Here is a 19054-nt window from a genome sequence, read left to right as displayed (position 1 = left end):
AGGGCAGCCCCGTTTTCGTTCAGGCCGCCGAGGCGAACAGTTCGCGGCTCTGGTCGAGATGCTGGTCGACCAGCCACTTGCCGTGGGCCAGGGATACCTGTTCGGCCTTGTCCCGGTCGGACAGGAAGGCGCGTTCGTGGGGCAGCGGGAACCGGCGACTGCTGCGCCCGTCGGGCGCGGTGATGCGGCAGCCGGCCGCCCAGGGCAACGGGCTGCCCTCGTACTCGATCACGTCGGCGACGATGGTGTGGTTGCGGTAGGTGCAATGCAGACGTTGCATGGCCAGGCCCTCGCGGATACCCATTGGTGTTGAGGGAGGCTGGCCCAGCCTGCGGGCCCCTGCAAGACGTTCCGACGAAAGCGGCCAGCCCGACGCCGGGCTGGCCGCTTCATCCCCTTTACAGGCGGAAGCCGGTCACCAGCTCGTTCAGGCGCACCGCCAGACGCGCCAGTTCGTGACTGGCGGCGCTGGTCTGGTTGGCGCCGGCGGAGGTCTGCATGGCCAGGTCGCGGATGTTGACCAGGTTGTGGTCCACCTCGCGAGCCACCTGGGCCTGCTCTTCCGAAGCGCTGGCGATGATCAGGTTGCGCTCGGTGATATGGCCGATCGACTCGGTGATCTGGCGCAGCGCTTCGCCGGCGGCATGGGCGATTTCCAGCGTGCTCTGCGCGCGCTGGTTGCTGGTCTGCATCGCGCTCATGGCCTGGTCGGTGCTCTGCTGCACCGCCTGGATCATCTGCTCGATTTCCTGGGTGGACTGCTGAGTACGATGCGCCAGGGCACGTACCTCATCGGCCACCACGGCAAAGCCGCGCCCCGCCTCACCGGCCCGGGCCGCTTCGATGGCGGCGTTGAGCGCCAGCAGGTTGGTCTGTTCGGCGATGGCGCGAATCACGTCCAGCACGGTGCTGATGCTGCGCACCTGGCCCGCCAGGTTGTCGACTTCCTGGGCGCTGCTGCCGGCCTCGCGGGTCATCTGGTTGATGGATTCGATAGTGCGCTCCACCTGGTTGCGACCTTCCCGCGCGGTGCGGTCGGAGGCCTGGGAGGCTTCCGAGGTAGCCGTGGCGTTGCGGGCCACTTCATCCACGGCGGTGGTCATCTCGTTGACCGCGGTGGCCGCCTGCTCGATTTCCTGGTTCTGCTGTTGCAGCACGCGGCTGGAGTTCTCGGTGACGGTATTCAGCTCTTCGGCGGCCGAGGACAGCTGGTTCGAGGAATCCACGATGCGCTGCAGGGTATCCCGCAGGTTCTGCTGCATGCGTTCCAGGGCGGCCAGCAGCTGGGCCGGCTCGTCCCGGCCTTCCACACGAATGGCGTGGGTAAGGTCGCCGTTGGCCACCACTTCGGCCATGCGTACCGCTTCGGAGAGCGGCGCAACAATGCTGCGGGTCAGCACGCTGGCCAGCACGATGGTCAGCAGCGCGGCGAGCGCCATGAACACCAGCACGCCGATATCGGCCAGTTCGTATTGCTCATGGGCCTTCTGGGCGAAATCGCCGGCAATCTGCCCCTTGATCTCGATGAGCCGGTTCAACTGCTTACCCAGCTCGATGGACAGACGGTTGTAGTCGCCGCCCAGCAGGGCGCGCATCGGCTCCAGCTCGCCCCGGGCGGAAGCGTCCACAAGGCTCTTGTGGATGTTCACGTAGTCCTGCATGGCCTGGCGCACCAGGCGGAACTGCTCGCGCTCTGCCTCGCTGACCACCAACTTCTCGTAATCGTTCACCGCCTTGGCGAGATCGTTGGCGATCTCGTCCGCGCGGATCAGACTGGCCTTGAGTTTGTCGGGCTCGCGGTCCACATAGAGACGAAACGACATGATGCGCAGGCGCAGCATCTGCTCGCCGATCCAGCCCAGGGCGCGATAGCTGGGCAGCGTGTTGTCCTGCATGGTGAGCGTGGCGCCGCGAATCACCTGCATCTGGCTCTTGGCGAACACGCCGAGCAGCACGACCAGCAGGGCCACGATGGAAAAACTGACGATGGCCCGATGGCCAACCTTGAATCGCCTGAGAAACATGGGGGGAATCCCTTTTCCGCTGAAGGTTTGTTCTTTTTTTGCGTGTCTGTCAGTGGGCAGCGGCCCCACGAGCCCGCCTGCCGCTGATCATCTAATCGGCAACGGAGCGGCATTCATTAGGAAAAAGATAATAAAATGGCGCCAGCATTCCACCTATCCGAACGCCGGCGACGGCAAGATCGAACGCGTTGCGGCCTGATTGAAGGAACGGAATCGAAGGGGAGCCGATGGGCCGGAAAGCCCATCGGCGGGCGGTGGGGGAAGGTCAGGCCTTGTCGATGCCTTTCTTCAGGGTGTCCTTGACGTCGCCCTTGACCTGCTGGGCTTCGCCCTTGCGCTCCTGGATCTTGCCTTCCTGGCGCATGCCCTGGTTGCCGGTGGCTTCACCGACGCCCTGCTTGACCTTGCCTGCCGCTTCGTTGGCCATACCGCGGGCCTTGTCGCCTGCACTGCTCATGGCAAATCTCCCTCACTGATGGGTTCAGTGCAGTGGAGTGGCGGGTCGGGGAAAGGTTTCATCCACCCGGCAAAGGGCGGGACAGAGGCTCGTGGAACATGAATCGCTGCAGAGCTGGCTCTATGCCAGCCCTGCAGCGGCGATCACGCACTCAGGGCTTGTGCGGGCGCGCCAGGAACTCGTGGGATTGCATTTCCAGCAGACGGCTCAGGGTGCGCTGGAATTCGAATTCCAGGCGGCCGCCGGCGTACAGGTCCTTGAGTTCCACTTCGGCGGAGAGGATCAGCTTGACGTTGCGGTCGTAGAACTCGTCCACCAGGTTGATGAAGCGCCGCGCCATATCGTCCTTCATGGCATCCATGCGTTCGACGTTGGCCACCAGCACCGCTTCGAAGATCTTGCCCAGCTCGATGTAGTCGTTCTGACTGCGCGGGCCGTCGCACAGCTCGCGGAATTCGAACCAGGCGATGTCGTTGGCCACCTTGCGGGCGCGGATGATGCGGTTCTCGATCATCAGCGGCTCGTTTTCACGCACCGTGCAATTCTCGGTGAGCAGGCTCTTGAAGCTGCGCTCCAGGCTCAGCTCGGCCTCGGCGTCCAGCGGCCAGTGGTACAGCTCGGCCTGCTCCAGGGCGCGCAGACGGTAGTCGATGCCGCTGTCGACGTTGACGATCTCGGTGTGCTGCTTGAGCAGGGCGATGGCCGGCAGGAAACGGGCGCGCTGCAGGCCGTCCTTGTACAGGCCGTCCGGCACGATGTTGGAGGTGGCCACCAGCGACACGCCGTTCTTGAACAGCTCGTCCAGCAGGGTGGCGAGGATCATGGCGTCGGTGATGTCCGACACGAAGAATTCGTCGAAGCAGATCACCCGGGCCTCGCCAGCGAAGCGCTTGGCGATGATCGGCAGCGGGTTCTTCTCGCCCTTGAGGGTCTTCAGTTCCTCGTGCACGCGCTTCATGAAGCGGTGGAAGTGCGTGCGCATCTTCTGTTCGAACGGCAGCGCGTCGAAGAAGGTATCCACCAGGTAAGTCTTGCCGCGACCCACGCCACCCCAGAAGTAGATGCCCTTGATCGGGCCCTGCGCCTTCTTGCCGAACAGCTTGCCGAGCAGGCCGCTCGATTGCTGCTGTGCGGCCACCAGGTCGTCGTACAGGCGCTGCAGGTGACGCACGGCGTTTTCCTGGGCGGCGTCGTGGAAAAAGTCGGGGCGTTGCAGATCGGCCTGATAGCGCTGGAGTGGAGTCATGGCAGCGTCGGGGTTGGTGGAGGGGGCCGACACTTTAACGGCGCCCTCGGTGCTTGGCAATTTGCTCAGATCGTTCAAGGCAGCTCTTTCCTCAGGTCATGAAAAGTGGCGACCGGCGCGTGCCCGCAGGAGCGAATTCATTCGCGAGCTCTTTTCCAGGCCATACCCAAAGCTCGCGGAAAAGTCCGCTCCCACCCCAGCGGCTCGGCGCCGAACCAACAACGAAGTCAGCTTTCGGCGGCCAGCCCGGCGATGGCGTCGCGCACCCGCAGCATGGCCGCGTCGAGGGCCTCGGGATCGGCGAAGCTCGGGCTGTCGGCGATGCACTCGTCGTCCAGCCACAGGGTGAACTGGGTGCCCTCGTCCTCGCGCAGCTCCAGCGCATCCGGCCCCTGAGCGACCAGCCGCTGGCTGACCTGACCGGTTCTCTTCGGGTCGCTGAACGGCCGCGACAGCAGCAATTCCTCGCCGTCGGCGGCCAGGAAGCGGAAGCGGAAGCTGCCATCCGGCTCGCGGAAGCTGACGAAGCGTGCGGTCTTGGCGGCCTTCTTCTTGCTGGCGCCGGCGACCTGCACCTGCTCGCGGAAGGAGCGCAGGCCCACCGCCTCGCGCAGCTCGGCCAGGAACGGAGTGGCGATGCGCCGCGCCCTGGCGGCGCCGGCCAGCAGGATGTCCTCCAGGTCGGCCGGCTTGGCGATCAGCGCATGGTAGCGTTCGCGCGCTTCGCCCAGCTCGTTGTCGAGCAACTCGAACAGGCGCTGCTTGGCCTCGCCCCAGCCCAGCCCGGCCAGCAGGTCGGCACGGAAGGCGGCCTGCTGTTCGGCGCTGGCAAAAGCCTGGTAGAGGGTGAACAGGTGGGCGTTGTCCGGGTCCTTGGGCTCGCCCGGCAGCTTCGAGTCGGTAACGATGCGGGCGATGGCGTCCTTGAGCTGCTTGGCGCTGCCGAACAGCGGGATGGTGTTGTCGTAGCTCTTGGACATCTTGCGACCGTCCAGGCCCGGCAGGGTCGCCACCTCTTCCTCGATGACCGCCTCGGGCAGGGTGAACAGCTCGCGGCCCTGGCCGAACAGATGGTTGAAGCGCTGGCCGATGTCACGGGCCATTTCCACGTGCTGGATCTGGTCACGGCCGACCGGCACCTTGTGGGCATTGAACATCAGAATGTCGGCGGCCATCAGCACCGGGTAGCTGAACAGGCCCATGGTCACACCGGCATCCGGGTCTTCACCGACCTCGACGTTCTTGTCCACCGCCGCCTTGTAGGCGTGGGCACGGTTGAGCAGGCCCTTGCCGGCCACGCAGGTGAGCAGCCAGGTCAGCTCGGGAATCTCGGGGATGTCCGACTGGCGATAGAAGGTCGCCTTGTTGGTATCCAGACCGCAGGCCAGCCAGGTGGCGGCGATTTCCAGACGCGAGCGCTGAATGCGCGCCGGGTCGTCGCACTTGATCAGCGCGTGGTAGTCGGCCAGGAAGTAGAAGGAGTCCGCATCAGCGGCGCGGCTGGCGACGATGGCCGGGCGGATAGCGCCGGCGTAGTTGCCCAGGTGCGGGGTGCCGGTGGTGGTGATGCCGGTAAGGATGCGCGTGGTCATGTGTCAAATCCGTCGAACGTGTGGCAGGCGGCTCAGAGGCGCTCGCTGACCAGCTCTTTGAGGTCGGTCAGCCTGCCATGGAAGAAGTGGCCGCATTCTGCCACTTTCAGCAGCTCATGGGGACGCGCCAGGGCTTCGGACCAGGCGTAGACCGCTTCGGGCGGCACCACCTCGTCGTCCTCGGGCTGGATCAGGGTCAGCGTGCCGGTCTGCGGCAACGGCACGTTCTCGTCCAGGCGCATCACCGCCGGGGCGACCATGAAGATGTGCTCCAGCTGCTGACCACGCGCCTCCAGACGCCCGCCCAGCGCGGCGGCGACGAAGCCGCCGAAGGAGAAACCGAGTAGGCTCAGCGGCAGCTCGGGATGCTGGGCGTGCAGCCAGTCGCAGGCCGCCTCGGCATCATCCACCTCGCCCATGTGCATGTCGTGGCTGCCGGCGCTGGCGCCCACGCCCCGGTAGTTGAAGCGCAAGGTGCTGTAGCCGGCGTCGCGGGCGGTGCGCTGCAGGGTGGAGACCACCTTGTTGAGCATGGTGCCGCCCTTGACCGGGTTGGGATGACAGATCAGCGCCAGGCCGCGCGCGTCGGGCACTGGCAGGTAGAGGGCTTCGAGCGCGCCGCTGGGGCCGTCGAGCTGCAGAGGGGTTTCGCGGGTGAGCAAGGCAGGAACTCCGTGACCCGGTTGGGGGTCGACTCGTCTTGGTTCAGGTCCGGGCGGTGCACGCACCACCGGAGAACGGCGCGCCGCCGGACAGACGGCCGCGCCACCAGTAAATCCCGGCGTTTCGTAGCATTGTACGGTGCGGCATTCGGGGGCAGACTGGGGTCGCTAACGTAAAACAAACCCGCAGATAGAGGAAGGACTCGTGGAACAGTCGCTCATGGTCTGGTTGGTGCCGGCCATTGCCCTGCTTGTCGGGGTCGTCATCGGTTTTCTGATTTCCCGCCTGGCACCTGGTGCCGCGCCGAGCCGCACCCAGAGTCAGCTCGACGAACTGCAGGAGCGTTTTGAAACCTACCAGAGTGAAGTGGTCACTCATTTCAATACCACGGCCGCCCTGGTGCGCAAGCTCACCCAGAGCTACCAGGATGTGCAGGAACACCTCACCGAGGGCATCGATCGCCTGGCGCTGGACGAAGTGACACGCCAACGTCTGTTGTCAGCCCTGCACGACCAGCAGAAGCGCGAGCGTCTGCAGGCTCCGGAATCCGACCTGCTCGACTCCCAGGCGCCCAAGGACTACGCCCCCAAGCCGGCCGGCGCACCAGGCACCCTGGACGAACACTACGGGCTCAAACATCCCTGAGCCCCAAAAGAAACCGGAACCCTAGGGTTCCGGTTTTCGTTTCAGGGCAGGGTTCAGAAGTTGTAGCCCAAACCCAGGCTGTAGAAGAGCGTGCCGTCATCGTAGGTATCTTCGGCCTCGCTGCCGCTGTCGAACAGGAACTGGTACTCGACCATACCGGTGATGAAGGTACTGTCGTTGACCCAGTGTTTGAGGCCGATTTCCGGGCCGGCCATGAAGGTGTCGTCGACATTGTCGCCATAAATGCCGCCAAGGCTGGCGCCAATGAACGGCCGAGTGTTGCCGGTGCCGAAGTGGTAGTCGTAGAACACCCGGGTCGCACCCTGGAACTTGGTGCTTTCTCCCTCGGTATCGAAGATACCGACGAACTGGCGGATCCCCCACAGGGAGGAATCATTCAGGTATTGCCCCCAACTGCCCTGGACGTTCAGCAGAGTGGAATCGAAATCCTTGTCGCTGCTGCCGGCGCCACTGAGCGTGATTTCCTGGGTTCCCGCCGTCGGCGCGGCCAGAACGGCAACCGGCAACAGCGCGGCGGCCAATACGGACAAGCTCATAAATCTTTTCATGGGTAAGCCTCTTCATGGGAACACACATGGAGCGTTCGCTCATGAAAAACGACCCACCGGGGCATCAACAGTTCCCTGTCCGCGACCACCGAAGCGGTCTACAACAGCATGCGCACCATCTCCACCACCGAACTCACCTGCAATTTGTCCATGATGCGGGCCCGGTGATTTTCCACCGTCCGTACGCTGATCGACGCCAGCTCGGAGATTTCCCGACTGGATTTGCCCTGCACCACCCACTCGGCGATGCGCCGCTCCTGCGCGGTGAGCAAGCCCAACCGCTGCTCGCGCGCGCGTCGGGCCTGGCCGGCCTGATGCAGCTCGGCGCAGCGCGCCAGCGCGGCACGCACCCGCGCCAGCAACTGCCGGCCGTCCACGGGCTTTTCCACATAGTCGAAGGCCCCCCGGCGCATGGCTTCCACGGCGGTGGCCACGTCGGCGTGCCCGGTGATGAAGATCAACGGCGTTTCGACACCGCGCGCCAGCAGCTCGGCCTGCAGTTCCAGCCCGCCCAGTTCGGGCATGCGCAGGTCGGAGAGAATGCACTCGCAGTCGCCCGCCGCCACATAGGACGACAGGAAGGCGCGCGAGGACGAGAAACGGCGAACCTTCAGGCCGGCTGCGCCTAACAGCTCGGCATGCAGGTCGAGGATGAGTTCGTCGTCGTCGATCAGATAGACGCAGGACATCGAACAGCCCTTCGGGCAATTGAGGCGCGCATTCTATCGTCAAATACCCCCGCCTGTTTATTGACCTGGGGCTACAATCGCAGCCCCTTCAGGAGCCCACTGCCATGTCCGAACCCGTCCGTCTGTCCAAACGCCTCGTTGAACTGCTCGGCTGCTCGCGTCGCGAAGCCGAGCTGTACATCGAAGGCGGCTGGGTCACCGTCGCTGGCGAGGTGGTGGAACAGCCGCAGTTCAAGGTGACCGACGAGCCCATCGTGCTGCTGCCCGGCGCCGAGGCCGAGGATGTGCCGCCGGCCACCCTGCTGCTGCACAAGCCGGCCGGCTGCAGCGTGGAGCAGGCCCTGGCGCTGCTGACCCGCGAGAATCGCTGGGCCGAGGATGACCCTACTCTGCGCGCCGTGCACAAGCATCTGGTACGCCAGCAGCCGGTCGGTCTGCTGGAGCGCGAGGCCAGCGGCCTGCTGGTGTTCACCCAGAGCTGGGGCGTGACCCGTCACCTGACCAACCGCCACAAGCCGCTGGAAGAGGAATACGTTGCCGAGGTCAAGGGCACGCTCGTCGATGGCGGCCTGGACAAGCTCAAGCGCGGCATCCGCCAGGGCGAACGCACCCTGCCGGTGTGCAAGGCCAGCTGGCAGAACGAAACCCACCTGCGCCTGGCCCTGAAGGCGCCCCAGCCGGGCGACATCCGCACATTGTGCAGACTGGTGGGTCTGCAGTTGGTCAGCCTGCGGCGCATCCGCCTGGGCACCGTGAGCATGGCCAAGCTGCCGCAGGGGCAATGGCGCTACCTGAAGCCGAACGAGCGTTTCTAGGCTTTCGGCGTCGGGTGGTCAACGCCCTTTTTTGGCCACCACGCACCGGCGACGGCGCGCCCGTCACGCGCGCCAATCCGTGCGCTGCTTCGCAAATCAGCCAGCGCCGATCCACACTGATCCGGTTCCTCGACTATCACCAAGCAGGGTGCCCACCCTGCGGACGACGGACCCGTACATGACCCGATGGATTCTCCTTGGCGCCGCCCTGGCGCTGGGCGGCTGTGCCGCCAAGCCCTGCGAGCCGCTCGTGCTCGACAGCCACGCCCAGCGCCTGCTGCAGGAAAACGACCTGATGCAGGCCCGCCTGCTGGTCACCTCAGGCCCACAGAGCAGCCTGGAACTGGCCGATGCCCTGCTGGCGCGCATCGCCGACCAGGACCCCCGTGGCGAAGTGGCGCTCTACCAGGCAGTGTCGCTGATCCGCCAGCGCGCGGCGCTGGAGCGCATCCTGCCATTGCTCGAACGCTCCGCCGAACGCCGCCATCCGCACGCACTGGCGCTGCTCTACAAGATCTACAACGAGCCCTTCCTGGCGCCGCAGGCCGACCGCGCCCATGCCCTGCGCTACCGGGAGGCTTATGCCGGGCTGGACGTGGCCAAGGGTGGCTACCCCTCGTTCCCCCGCGCGCTGATGGTGGTCGATCAGCTGGTCAACCCGCCGGCCCACGTGCGCGGCCAGTGAGCCATTCATCACGTACCAGCGCCTGACCCAAGCGCTCCCGCTCGCCTTCGTCCGGCACATCGCGGAACTCGACCTTGCCGGCAATCCGCGTCGCCACCGGCACACCGTCGCGATACAGCAGGCGGTTGCCCGGCAGCGCCGGCACTTTCTCGCCAGGCAGCAGGGTGCCGGCCAGGTTCAGCGGGTCGCTGCCACTGACGCGGATCAGCTCACCGGCCGCCGGCCGGCGGCGCACCTCGCGCAACAGGCCGACCGCCTCGGGCAGGGCGAACTGTTCGCCACTGATGCCGGTGACGAAACGCCCGCCACGGATTTCCCCGCGCGCCTCCAGGCGGTGATAGACGCGTAGCAGCTCCCGCCACGGCGGCAGCCAGTCGGCCTCGCGCTCCAGCAGGCGCCAGAACACCACACCGTAGCGGCGCAGCAGCACGCGGGCGATGTGTTCCAGGGGGTCGGGCTCACCCTCTCCCCCGGCCAAGGGCTGGCGCCTGCCAGCCCTTGCAGCAGCGCCTTCCTCAGCCGGGCGACGCAGCAAGGCCCAGCGCCCCGCATCGGCCATGCCGCCCATCAGAGCACCGCCGCGCGCCCGCCGTCCCGTGCGGGTCGGGCGCTTGCCGACCGGCGTCAGCAGCGCGCGCAGGCCGGCGAAGCCGTCGGCATTCAGCAGGCCCAGGGCGACCAGCTCGCCCAAGGCATCCTCCAGCTCGCTACGCAGCAGATGGGCGTCCTGCAGCAGCTCGTCGAAGAACAGCGCACCCTGGCGTTCCAGCACGTCCAGCACCCGCCGGGCGCGCGGCGACGGCTGCGCCTCGGCAGTGCCGGCCAGGGACATCCACAGCGCCAGCCGGCGCCGCGGCAACAGCACGATCGGCGTGCCGCGCACCGGCCCGGCGCCGGCCGTCTGCCGCCCGGCCAGGCGAGCCCAGACCATCCGACCGGAGCGGCACAGCGCATCCAGCCAGGCGCTGTCGTAGCGTTTGAGGCGCGCCGGCAGCAGCTCGCCTTCCCAGGCGGCGGCCGCCGCCTGATAGCCCTCCAGCTGCTCGAGCACGGCCGCCACGGCGTCCGCCCCTTCGCCACGGGTCGCCGGGGTAAGCCGTTGCCAGTCGAACAGGAAGCGCAGGAAATCGCGGCGCTCCACCGGCTCGATCTCCCGGCGCAGACGCTTGACCGTGTAGCGATGGATGCGCGCCAGCAGGTGCCGCTCGCACCACTCTTCCTCGCGGCTGCCAGGGGTGAAGCGCCCACGCAGCACATAGCCCTCGCGCTCCAGCGCGGCCAGCGCCTGCGCCACCGCACTGGCCGGCTGCGCAAGGGCGCGGGCGATGCGCGGCAACGGCAGCGGGCCAGCGCCCGACAGGCGCGCGCGCACCACATCCACCCGCACGGCGTCCTCATCGCCGACTTCTGCGAACGCGGCGGGAATCGTCAGCCTCGGCGCGTATTCGGCGTTGGGATACAGCACGCGAAACTGCGCCAGGCGCTCCAGCGGCAGCCACAGGCCTTCACCTACCGCAACGCTCATGCGCGTCGCCCGCCCGCTGGCGGCCAGCGCCTCCAGCAGCGCCGGCCACTGCGGATCGCTGCGGCTTTCCGCATCGGTCAGGCAGGCCAGGGCCATCAGCGCCTCGTGCAACTCGTCGGCGGTGCGCGCCTGGGGCCAAGCTTCCTCGGCCACGGCGAGGATGGCCTCGGCATCCAGCTGGCCCAAGTCGTCGGTGGACTGCGGGTCGCTCCAGCGCCGCGCCAGCACCGCCTGCGTGCGCCGCTCCTCCAGCGGCGCGTCGTCGAGAAAGGCGTAGGGCCGCGCGCTGAGCACCTCGGCGGCCAGGGGCGAGGGCTCCGGCAGGTCGCGCTGCAGCAGACGCACCTCGCCGGCCTCCATGCGGCGCAGTAGGGCCAGCCAGCCTTCGCTGTCCATAGCTTCGTGCAGGCAGTCCTCCAGGGTCTGCGCCACCAGCGGATGATCGGGAATCTCGCGCTCGCCGACGATGTTTTCCAGGCAGGCCACCTGATCGGGGAATACCGTGGCCAGCAGATCTTCGCTGCGCATGCGCTGAATCTGCGGCGCCACCTTGCGCCCGCCACTCATGCGCGGCAGCGCCAGGGCAACCCCGGCCACCCAGCGCCAGCGCACGCCGAACAGCGGCGCGTCGAGCAGCGCCTGGATCAGCACCTGCTCGGCACTGGCCGCACGCAGGTAGCGCCATACCTCGTCGAGGGGAAAGCTGTGGCTGGTGGACAGCGAGAGGATGATGGCGTCCTCGGTGGCCGCCGCCTGCAGCTCGAAGTTGAAGGTGCGGCAGAAGCGCTTGCGCAGCGCCAGCCCCCAGGCGCGGTTGATGCGGCTGCCGAACGGCGCATGGATGATCAGTTGCGTGCCGCCGGATTCGTCGAAGAAGCGCTCCATCACCAGGCAGTGCTGCGTGGGCAGCGCACCCAGCGCGGCCCGGGCTCGGGCCAGGTAGTCGACGATCTGCTCGGCGGCGGCCAGCGGCAGGCCGAGCTCGTCGGTGAGCCAGGCGATGGCCGGCTCCAGGCGGTCGGGTGCGCACCTCTCCACCAATGGCGCCCCACCAACGCCTGCGGCGGCCAACGCTGCGTTTTTGACCGCCCTACCGGGCTGCACACCCTGCGTAGGGTGGACAACGTTTTCCTTGTCCACCGGGGGCGCCCCGCCGAGGGCATTGGGGATCAGCCGCCGCTCCACCTCCCCGCGCAAGCGCCCCACGGCGGCGGACAGCGCGTCGCTGCGCCCCGGCGCCTCGCCGAGCCAGAAGGGAATGTTCGGTGGCTGGCCATGGGCGTCCTCCACGCGCACCCTCCCGGGTTCGATGCGCAGGATGCGGTAGGACTGGTTGCCGAGCTGGAACACATCGCCGGCCAGGCTTTCCACCGCGAAGTCCTCGTTCACCGTGCCGATGTTCAGCGCCTGGGGTTCGAGCAGCACCGCGTAATCGGCAGTCTCGGGAATGGTGCCGCCGCTGGTCAGCGCGGTCAGTTGCGCGCCGCGCCGGCCGCGCAGGGTGCCGGTCACCGCGTCACGGTGCAGGTAGGCGCGGTGCGCGCCGTGCCGGCGCGTATAGCCCTCGGCAAGCATGCGCAGCAGCGCCTGATAGTGCGCTTCATCCAGGTCGGCATAGGGTTCGGCGCGGCGGATCAGCGCCAGCAGCGCGTCCTCGCGCCATTCCTGGCAGGCCACCTCGGCGACGATCTGCTGGGCCAGCACGTCCAGCGGCGCGCGCGGGATATGCAGTTGATCCAGCTCGCCACGCCGCACGGCATCGAGTAGCGCGGCACATTCGATCAGCTCGTCCCGGGAGGTGGGAAAGATCCGTCCGCTCGAAACCCCGCCGACCTGGTGACCGGCGCGACCGATGCGCTGCAGGAAGGCGCCGATGGAACGCGGCGAGCCGATCTGGCAGACCCGCTCCACGTCGCCGATGTCGATGCCCAGCTCCAGCGAGGCGGTGGCCACCAGCACGCGCAGCTCGCCCGCCTTCAGCCGCCGCTCGGCCTGCAGGCGCTGCTCCTTGGCGAGACTGCCGTGGTGGGCAGCCACCGCCGCCTCGCCGAGGCGCTCGGACAGGTGCCGGGCCACCCGCTCGGCCAGCCGCCGGGTGTTGACGAACACCAGCGTGGTGCGCCGCTCGCGGACCAGCTCGGCCAGCCGGTCGTAGACCAGTTCCCAGGCCTCGTTGCTCATCACCGCCTCGAGCGGCACAGGCGGTACTTCCAGGGCCAGGTCCAGGGCACGCTGGTGGCCGATGTCGACGACCGTGCAATCCTGCCCGCCGGTGAGAAAGCGCGCCACCGCCGACAGCGGCTTCTGCGTGGCGGACAGGCCGATGCGCACCAGCGGCCAGGCGCACAGCGCCTGCAGGCGCTCCAGGCTCAAGGCCAGATGGCTGCCGCGCTTGTTACCGGCCACCGCGTGGATTTCGTCGACGATCACGCTGCGCGCGCCGGCGAGCATGGCCCGTCCGGAAGGCGAGCCGAGCAGCACATACAGCGATTCGGGCGTGGTCACCAGGATGTGCGGCGCGCGCTTGCGCAGCGCCGCGCGCTCGGCCTGCGGCGTGTCGCCGGTGCGCACCGCCGTGCGGATCTCTACCGGCGGCAGGCCCAGGCGCTGCAGTTCCTCGGCGATGCCGGCCAGCGGCAGCTCCAGGTTGAGATGGATGTCGTTGGACAGCGCCTTGAGCGGCGAGACATACACCACCTGGGTGGTCTCGCCCAGCGACCCGGCCAGGCCCTGGCGCAGAAGGTCGTCCAGCGCGGCAAGGAAGGCGGTAAGCGTCTTGCCCGAGCCGGTGGGCGCCGCCACCAGGGTAGAACGCCCGGCGCGAATGCTCGGCCAGGCCGCGGTCTGCGCCGGGGTCGGCGCGGCGAAGGCGCGCCGGAACCAGCCCTGCACGGCGGGGTGGAAGGCGGCCAGCGGGTCATGGTCGGCGGCGCGGTTCATGCCGGCACTATGGAACGGGCAGGGAAAGCACTCAAGCGTTGGCGGTCGGCGAGCCAACGAAGAGACCTTCAAAGCCAACGGAGCGCCCGGCAGGAGCATTTTCATGCAGCAAGGCGTTGACACGGGGCATTTCGCCCGAAGGCCCACGACGGCACTATGCCGCGAGCTTGAAACGCTTGAGTTAGAGGGCCGCGGGTCTCGATCACGTCCGACGCGTGTGCGCCTACCGATCCCAACGAAATTCCCAGAGAAAACCGATGTACACAACGCTAGTGAAGTATCTGAGCCCGCTTGCCCTTCTGCTGGCCTGTTTCGCCCCCGTCGCCCAGGCGGCGCCGCTGGACATCCAGATCCTCAGCGCCACCATCCGCGACCAGAAAATCGAAGGCGCCTCGCTGATCCTGCAGAAGAACGGCGAGCAGTCGGTGACGGCAGTGACCAACGCCCGCGGCGAGGCCACCCTGAACCCGGCGTTCGACGCCAGCGACAGCCTGCTGATCGTCAAGAAGCCCGGCTATTCCGACCTGGTGGTCAAGTGCCCCTGTGACGGCATGACCTACGCGATCAGCCCGGTGATGCAAAACCTCGACGGCATGCGCATCGTCCTCAACTGGGGCCGCTATCCCGAAGACCTGGATTCCCACCTGCTGTTCCCCGGCAACCACGTCTATTTCAGCAACATGCGCGGCCGCGATGCCCTGCTGGATGTCGACGACACCACCAGCTACGGCCCGGAGACCATCACCATCGAGCGCAAGCACGACGGCTCGCGCTACGTCTATGCGGTGCACAACTTCAGCGACCGCGCGCGGATGAACAGCAACCGGCTGTCCGAGAGCAACGCCAAGGTGTTCGTCTATGTCGGCCAAACGCTGATCAAGACCTACTACGTACCGCGCAACCAGGTGGGCAACCTGTGGACCGTGTTTGCGGTCACCGAGTCGGGCGACATCGAGGATTTCAATACCCTCAAGAACGTCTCCAGCCTGGAGCGGCTGAGCACCTCGGAGTTCGGCAATGTGGTGGGCACCCTGGTCAGCCAGCGCACCGACTACGGCGCCGACCGGCTGCAGCGCGCCAAAGGGCTGAATCGCCAGGGCGAGCAGGCCTACCACGCTGGCCAGTACGACGAAGCGATCCGTCTCTACCGGGCAGCCATCGACGAGGATGCCAATTACGGCCAGGCCTACAGCAACCTGGGCCTGGCCTTCCAGAAGGCCAACCGCGTGGCCGAGGCCCTGTGGGCCAACCGCAAGGCCATCGCCCTGGCCAGCGGCGCCTCGGCGCCCACCGTGCGCGCCAGCTCGCACTACAACAACGGCCGCATCTACGAGACTGCCGGGCAATGGTCCGACGCGCTGCGCGAGTACCGCTACGCCCGCGACCAGAAGGCCAATGCGGTCTATGACCGGGCCATCGAGCGCATGCTGCAGAACGGCGCGCGCTGATGGCGCGGCGCGCGGCCTGGCCCCTCGGCCTGGCCCCTCGGCCTGGCCATCGCCCTGCTGGCTGGACTGGCCTGGGCCGGCAGCGCCGCCCATGCGGCCGGCCCGGCCGACGTCGCCACGCTCGACCTGCGCACCTGGGTCGAGCCACTGGACACGCCGGCCGGCTTCGACCGCGCCTCGCGCGCCGCCCTGCTGGTCTACGCCAGCACGATGCACGGCCTGCCCCCACGCGACGAGGCCCAGCTGCTGGCGCACCTGCGCATCAAGCGCCTGAATCAGGCCTCGCTCGATCAGTGGCTGGAAGCGGAGCGGGCGCGCGCCTGGCGCAACTACCAGTTGGCCAGCGCCGACTGCCGGGCCGGCGACTGGAGCTGCGTCGGCCCGCTCGACGACTTCGCCACGCTCGGAGAGGCGGCGCAGAACGCGCTGGCCGGGCTCGGCGGCGGGCTGGCCACCTGGCATAGCCAGTTGACGGCGTTCAGCCAGGCCTACCTGACGGAACAGATGCGCCTCGCCGCGCTGTTCCCCACGGTCAGCAGCGAAATCGCCACCTTCGGCCGCCACGAGTGGTCCGGCGACGAACTGGACGACCGCCAGTTCTTCCTGACCTTCGATGACGGGCCCGGCGCCCACACTGAAGCCACGCGAGCCATGCTGGCGCGGCACGGCCGCAACGCGACCTTCTTCGTGCTCGGCGAGAACTTGCAAGCGCGTCTGAGCAGAGACGGCGGCGAGGCGCTGGATCGCCTGTATGCCGGCCAGTGCGTGGCCTCCCATGGCTGGGAGCATCGCTCGCACGCCCGCTGGGACGGCTGGCAGGACTCGGTCCTCACCAGCCGCGCGCTGCTGCACAGCACGCTGCCAGATTCCACGCTCCTGCCGCTGTTCCGCCCGCCGTATGGCCAGCGCACGGCGGACAGCGGCACCTTTTTCACGGCCCAGGGCATCCAAGTGGCGCTGTGGAACCTCGATTCCCAGGACTGGCAGCGCGCGCTCGACGCCGAGGCCATCGGCCAGCGCATGCTGGGGCTGATGCTGATAAAACGCCGTGGCGTGCTGCTGTTTCATGACGTGCATGGCAAGGCAAGCGCTGCCCTGCCCGGGGTATTCGCCGCACTCGGCGACGCCGTATCCTGGCCGGATTGCCGCGAGCTGGCGGCCCGGCACTGAGCGCTGCTCCGGTCGCTGCGCTCGCCATTTACCGTATGCGGCCTAGCCTGATCAGCTCCATGTACCGATAGGAGAATCCGACATGACCTATGTCGATGGCTTCGTGGCGGCCGTGCCGACCGCCAACCGGGAGCAATACCAGCACCACGCACAGATCGCCGCGCAGGTGTTCAAGGAGCATGGTGCGCTCAAGGTGGTCGAGTGCTGGGGCGACGATGTGCCGGAGGGCAAGCTGACGTCCTTTCCGATGGCCGTGCAGCGCACGCCGGAGGAAACGGTGGTGTTTTCCTGGATTCTCTGGCCGTCGAAGAGCGTGCGCGATGCCGCCCACCAGAAGGTGATGAGCGATCCACGCCTGGCTCCGGAAACCAATCCGATGCCCTATGACGGCAAGCGCCTGATCTTCGGCGGTTTCGAGATGATCCTCGATCAGTAGCCCTTGAAGTCGATCAGGTAGTCACGCACCTTCTCGGCCACCAGCCGCGCACCCTTCTCGTTGAGGTGGATGCGGTCATCACGCAGCGAGCGGGGCACGATGCCGTGCCGGTAGTCCGCGACATCGCCGGGGTCCCGGGGGTCGTAGCTTTCCACCAGCAGTTGCCAGATATCCAGGAAGTTGTTCGGGAAGGCCTCGCGCAACCCGTCGCGGATGGCGACGAAGTCCGCGTAGTGTCGGCCGCCAATGTATTCATGGGCGAAATCGGCATTCGGCGGCGGCATGACCAGGAAGCGCTTGTGCAGGGGCTTGAGGAACTCGACCATGGCGCGCACGTCGGAAATGACCTGCTGCGGTTCGTCGTAGTTGTTGCGCCCCGCCCAGATCACGGCGATCTCGTGGTCGGTGTCGCCGATATCCATCAGAAACGGCAGGGCGACCGGCGCGTCCACGGCATCCCCCGCCTGGGCACGGGTGAAGGTGTAGGCCGTGTCGGAGTGGCGACGCAGCACGCCGCGCACGCCGCCCAGCGTGCCTTCGAGCTGCTGCCGGCCGTACTGGGTCATGGGCACCACGGTGAACTCCGCGACGTCCACCGTGCCGCTGCTGGGTATCTTGCCGCCGGTCAGCTTCACGTAGGTCGGCCGGCCTCCCTGGCGGGCGGCGATCTGCGCGCTGGTGTTGCCGCCCACGCCACGGTTGGTGACCGTGCGCCCGGTCAGCTTGGCCAGGAAGTGCGGGTAGCTGGAGGTGGTCAGCGAGTCCCCCCAGCAGACGATGGAGGGCAGGCCATGCAGCCACTTCACGTCCGTTCCAGGGGCCTGGACGGCGTCTCCACGCACGCTCAGCGCCCAGACAAGCAGTGTCAGGCCGGCCAGTGTTCGCATGGCATTTCTCCCTGTGGTGGCATCGTCCTTGGCGGTCGGCCGAATGCACGACCGTGGCAGGGTCTAGACGCGATTCGACCGTCTGTCAAAAAGCCGCTCGCTTCTCAGCCGCCGTCTGCTTGACTGGGCTGCGGACCTGGGAAAGGGCCCGTGTGCTCGACGGTGGTCGGGCGCTCTATCGAAAGGGATTTCCGCATGACATCTGCTCACACGGCCTCGGCCGACAAGCTTGACAGCATCCAGCTGCTGCGCGCGATCGCGGCGACCGCCGTGGTCGTCTACCACATTCCGCTGTTCCGGGAAGGCGCCTGGGGCGTGGACATCTTCTTCGTCATCAGCGGCTTCATCATGGCCCTGGTCACCGAGAGGTCGACGCGTCATTTCTTCGCCAAGCGCGTCATCCGGGTGGTGCCGCTCTACTGGCTGGGGACCTTCGGGGTCTTCGGCGTTGCCCTGCTGCTGCCCGACCTGCTGGACAACACCACGGCCGATGTCGCCGGGCTGCTCAAGTCGCTGCTGTTCATTCCCTACCTGAAGGGCGATAGCGTGCAGCCCCTGTTGTTCCTGGGCTGGACGCTGAACTTCGAGATGTTCTTCTACGCGGTGTTCGCCCTGGCCATGGCGATCAGCCACCGGCATCGCCTGCTGATCGCCTCGGGCCTGCTGCTGGGCCTGGTGCTGCTGGGCGCGCTGGTGCGCTTCGAGTCGGTGGTGCTGGCGTTCTACACCAATGAAATCCTGCTGGAGTTCGTGCTGGGCATGGGTTGCTACGCCTTCTACAGGCACACCGCCGCCTGGCGGACAGCGGGGATTGCGCGCCAGACCCGCACGGCACTCATCGTCATGGGTGTGGCCTGCATCGTCTGCCTGCCCTTCAGCGGTCTGCTCCATCCCTGGCTGGGGCGCAGCGGCAGCTGGGGCATTCCCGCCGCGCTGGCCTTCCTGGCGCTGGTGCATGGCCTGGCAGATCGCCAACTGCCCCCGCGGGTGGTGCTGATCGGCGATGCCAGTTTTTCGCTGTACCTGTTTCACCCCTACGTGATGAAGGTGTTCAACAAGGTCTTCCACGTCTTCGACGCGCCGGGGCCGCTGGCCTTCGTGATGGCGCCACTGACCATCGGCCTGTGCCTGCTGGTAGCGGTCGGCATCTACCGGTTCGTGGAACAACCGATGACCGACTGGCTGCGCAGCAAGTTGTTGACGCCCCGTTCGCACGCCATCGGCACGCCGCTGCCGGGACGTTGAAGGGCGCCCGACGACGCC

General features: G+C 67.2%; 17 protein-coding genes. 7 read left to right on the top strand and 10 right to left on the bottom strand.

Features of this window, described 5'->3' with window-relative positions:
• Positions 1-19 precede the first annotated feature (19 nt).
• The 6 genes from PT85_RS04010 to PT85_RS03985 all read right to left on the bottom strand — a co-directional run bounded on the left by PT85_RS04010 (position 20) and on the right by PT85_RS03985 (position 5981).
• On the bottom strand, positions 20-280 hold the full coding sequence (locus PT85_RS04010; protein ID WP_027588806.1) for a hypothetical protein: 261 nt from the start codon (positions 278-280) through the stop codon (positions 20-22).
• Positions 281-398: 118 nt separating this feature from the next.
• Positions 399-2024 carry a methyl-accepting chemotaxis protein gene (locus tag PT85_RS04005; RefSeq protein WP_039606018.1) on the bottom strand — a complete coding sequence of 542 codons (1626 nt, stop codon included), beginning with the start codon at positions 2022-2024 and terminating at the stop codon, positions 399-401.
• Positions 2025-2289: 265 nt separating this feature from the next.
• Positions 2290-2481 carry a CsbD family protein gene (locus PT85_RS04000; protein WP_027588804.1) on the bottom strand — a complete coding sequence of 64 codons (192 nt, stop codon included), beginning with the start codon at positions 2479-2481 and terminating at the stop codon, positions 2290-2292.
• Between the two features lie 151 nt (positions 2482-2632).
• Positions 2633-3727 (bottom strand): cell division protein ZapE, encoded by a 1095-nt coding sequence (zapE, locus tag PT85_RS03995; RefSeq protein ID WP_027588803.1) that lies wholly within the window; start codon positions 3725-3727, stop codon positions 2633-2635.
• A gap of 227 nt (positions 3728-3954) precedes the next feature.
• Positions 3955-5319: a tryptophan--tRNA ligase gene (locus PT85_RS03990; protein ID WP_039606017.1), complete on the bottom strand. Its 1365-nt coding sequence runs from the start codon at positions 5317-5319 to the stop codon at positions 3955-3957.
• Between the two features lie 32 nt (positions 5320-5351).
• Positions 5352-5981 (bottom strand): alpha/beta hydrolase, encoded by a 630-nt coding sequence (locus PT85_RS03985; protein WP_039606016.1) that lies wholly within the window; start codon positions 5979-5981, stop codon positions 5352-5354.
• A gap of 205 nt (positions 5982-6186) precedes the next feature.
• On the opposite strand from PT85_RS03985, the gene PT85_RS03980 reads away from it, so the two are divergent.
• Positions 6187-6627 carry a YhcB family protein gene (locus tag PT85_RS03980; protein WP_027588800.1) on the top strand — a complete coding sequence of 147 codons (441 nt, stop codon included), beginning with the start codon at positions 6187-6189 and terminating at the stop codon, positions 6625-6627.
• Between the two features lie 53 nt (positions 6628-6680).
• Here the strand turns inward: PT85_RS03980 and PT85_RS03975 are convergent, their stop codons facing one another.
• Positions 6681-7196 (bottom strand): hypothetical protein, encoded by a 516-nt coding sequence (locus PT85_RS03975; protein ID WP_027588799.1) that lies wholly within the window; start codon positions 7194-7196, stop codon positions 6681-6683.
• 98 nt (positions 7197-7294) lie between these two features.
• Positions 7295-7885 carry a response regulator transcription factor gene (locus PT85_RS03970; protein WP_027588798.1) on the bottom strand — a complete coding sequence of 197 codons (591 nt, stop codon included), beginning with the start codon at positions 7883-7885 and terminating at the stop codon, positions 7295-7297.
• A 104-nt stretch (positions 7886-7989) separates the two neighbouring features.
• Between PT85_RS03970 and PT85_RS03965 the strand changes: the two genes are divergently transcribed.
• Both PT85_RS03965 and PT85_RS03960 read left to right on the top strand, forming a co-directional pair.
• Positions 7990-8700 (top strand): RNA pseudouridine synthase, encoded by a 711-nt coding sequence (locus tag PT85_RS03965; RefSeq protein ID WP_039606015.1) that lies wholly within the window; start codon positions 7990-7992, stop codon positions 8698-8700.
• Positions 8701-8878: 178 nt separating this feature from the next.
• Positions 8879-9385, top strand: a complete 507-nt coding sequence (locus PT85_RS03960; RefSeq protein ID WP_039606014.1) for a hypothetical protein — start codon at positions 8879-8881, stop codon at positions 9383-9385.
• Here PT85_RS03960 and PT85_RS03955 read toward each other — a convergent pair.
• Entirely contained in the window at positions 9354-13850 is a 4497-nt protein-coding gene (locus PT85_RS03955; protein WP_065365780.1) for a DEAD/DEAH box helicase, read from the bottom strand. The genes PT85_RS03960 and PT85_RS03955 overlap by 32 nt on opposite strands.
• Before the next feature lie 257 nt (positions 13851-14107).
• On the opposite strand from PT85_RS03955, the gene PT85_RS03950 reads away from it, so the two are divergent.
• The 3 genes from PT85_RS03950 (at position 14108) to PT85_RS03940 (ending at position 16904) form a co-directional block, all read left to right on the top strand.
• Positions 14108-15298: a YfaP family protein gene (locus PT85_RS03950; protein ID WP_039606013.1), complete on the top strand. Its 1191-nt coding sequence runs from the start codon at positions 14108-14110 to the stop codon at positions 15296-15298.
• A 210-nt stretch (positions 15299-15508) separates the two neighbouring features.
• Positions 15509-16468, top strand: a complete 960-nt coding sequence (locus PT85_RS03945; RefSeq protein WP_052237604.1) for a polysaccharide deacetylase family protein — start codon at positions 15509-15511, stop codon at positions 16466-16468.
• 82 nt (positions 16469-16550) lie between these two features.
• Entirely contained in the window at positions 16551-16904 is a 354-nt protein-coding gene (locus tag PT85_RS03940; RefSeq protein ID WP_039559590.1) for a DUF1428 domain-containing protein, read from the top strand.
• Here PT85_RS03940 and PT85_RS03935 read toward each other — a convergent pair.
• Positions 16898-17791: an SGNH/GDSL hydrolase family protein gene (locus tag PT85_RS03935; protein ID WP_139181999.1), complete on the bottom strand. Its 894-nt coding sequence runs from the start codon at positions 17789-17791 to the stop codon at positions 16898-16900. The two genes, PT85_RS03940 and PT85_RS03935, sit on opposite strands and share 7 nt — an antisense overlap.
• A gap of 195 nt (positions 17792-17986) precedes the next feature.
• On the opposite strand from PT85_RS03935, the gene PT85_RS03930 reads away from it, so the two are divergent.
• Positions 17987-19036 carry an acyltransferase family protein gene (locus PT85_RS03930; protein ID WP_052237603.1) on the top strand — a complete coding sequence of 350 codons (1050 nt, stop codon included), beginning with the start codon at positions 17987-17989 and terminating at the stop codon, positions 19034-19036.
• Positions 19037-19054 lie beyond the last annotated feature (18 nt).

This window comes from Pseudomonas flexibilis, assembly GCF_000806415.1.
Lineage (GTDB): Bacteria > Pseudomonadota > Gammaproteobacteria > Pseudomonadales > Pseudomonadaceae > Serpens > Serpens flexibilis.
The sequence above is the reverse complement of the archived record's forward strand: the minus strand, read 5'-3'. Positions and strand labels throughout refer to the sequence as shown.

Coding starts and splice junctions, on each gene's coding strand:
- PT85_RS04010 (WP_027588806.1), bottom strand. CDS start 280: ATGCAACGTCTGCATTGCACCTACCGCAACCACACCATCGTCGCCGAC.
- PT85_RS04005 (WP_039606018.1), bottom strand. CDS start 2,024: ATGTTTCTCAGGCGATTCAAGGTTGGCCATCGGGCCATCGTCAGTTTT.
- PT85_RS04000 (WP_027588804.1), bottom strand. CDS start 2,481: ATGAGCAGTGCAGGCGACAAGGCCCGCGGTATGGCCAACGAAGCGGCA.
- zapE (WP_027588803.1), bottom strand. CDS start 3,727: ATGACTCCACTCCAGCGCTATCAGGCCGATCTGCAACGCCCCGACTTT.
- PT85_RS03990 (WP_039606017.1), bottom strand. CDS start 5,319: ATGACCACGCGCATCCTTACCGGCATCACCACCACCGGCACCCCGCAC.
- PT85_RS03975 (WP_027588799.1), bottom strand. CDS start 7,196: ATGAAAAGATTTATGAGCTTGTCCGTATTGGCCGCCGCGCTGTTGCCG.
- PT85_RS03970 (WP_027588798.1), bottom strand. CDS start 7,885: ATGTCCTGCGTCTATCTGATCGACGACGACGAACTCATCCTCGACCTG.
- PT85_RS03965 (WP_039606015.1), top strand. CDS start 7,990: ATGTCCGAACCCGTCCGTCTGTCCAAACGCCTCGTTGAACTGCTCGGC.
- PT85_RS03960 (WP_039606014.1), top strand. CDS start 8,879: ATGACCCGATGGATTCTCCTTGGCGCCGCCCTGGCGCTGGGCGGCTGT.
- PT85_RS03955 (WP_065365780.1), bottom strand. CDS start 13,850: ATGAACCGCGCCGCCGACCATGACCCGCTGGCCGCCTTCCACCCCGCC.
- PT85_RS03950 (WP_039606013.1), top strand. CDS start 14,108: ATGTACACAACGCTAGTGAAGTATCTGAGCCCGCTTGCCCTTCTGCTG.
- PT85_RS03945 (WP_052237604.1), top strand. CDS start 15,509: ATGCACGGCCTGCCCCCACGCGACGAGGCCCAGCTGCTGGCGCACCTG.
- PT85_RS03940 (WP_039559590.1), top strand. CDS start 16,551: ATGACCTATGTCGATGGCTTCGTGGCGGCCGTGCCGACCGCCAACCGG.
- PT85_RS03935 (WP_139181999.1), bottom strand. CDS start 17,791: ATGCGAACACTGGCCGGCCTGACACTGCTTGTCTGGGCGCTGAGCGTG.
- PT85_RS03930 (WP_052237603.1), top strand. CDS start 17,987: ATGACATCTGCTCACACGGCCTCGGCCGACAAGCTTGACAGCATCCAG.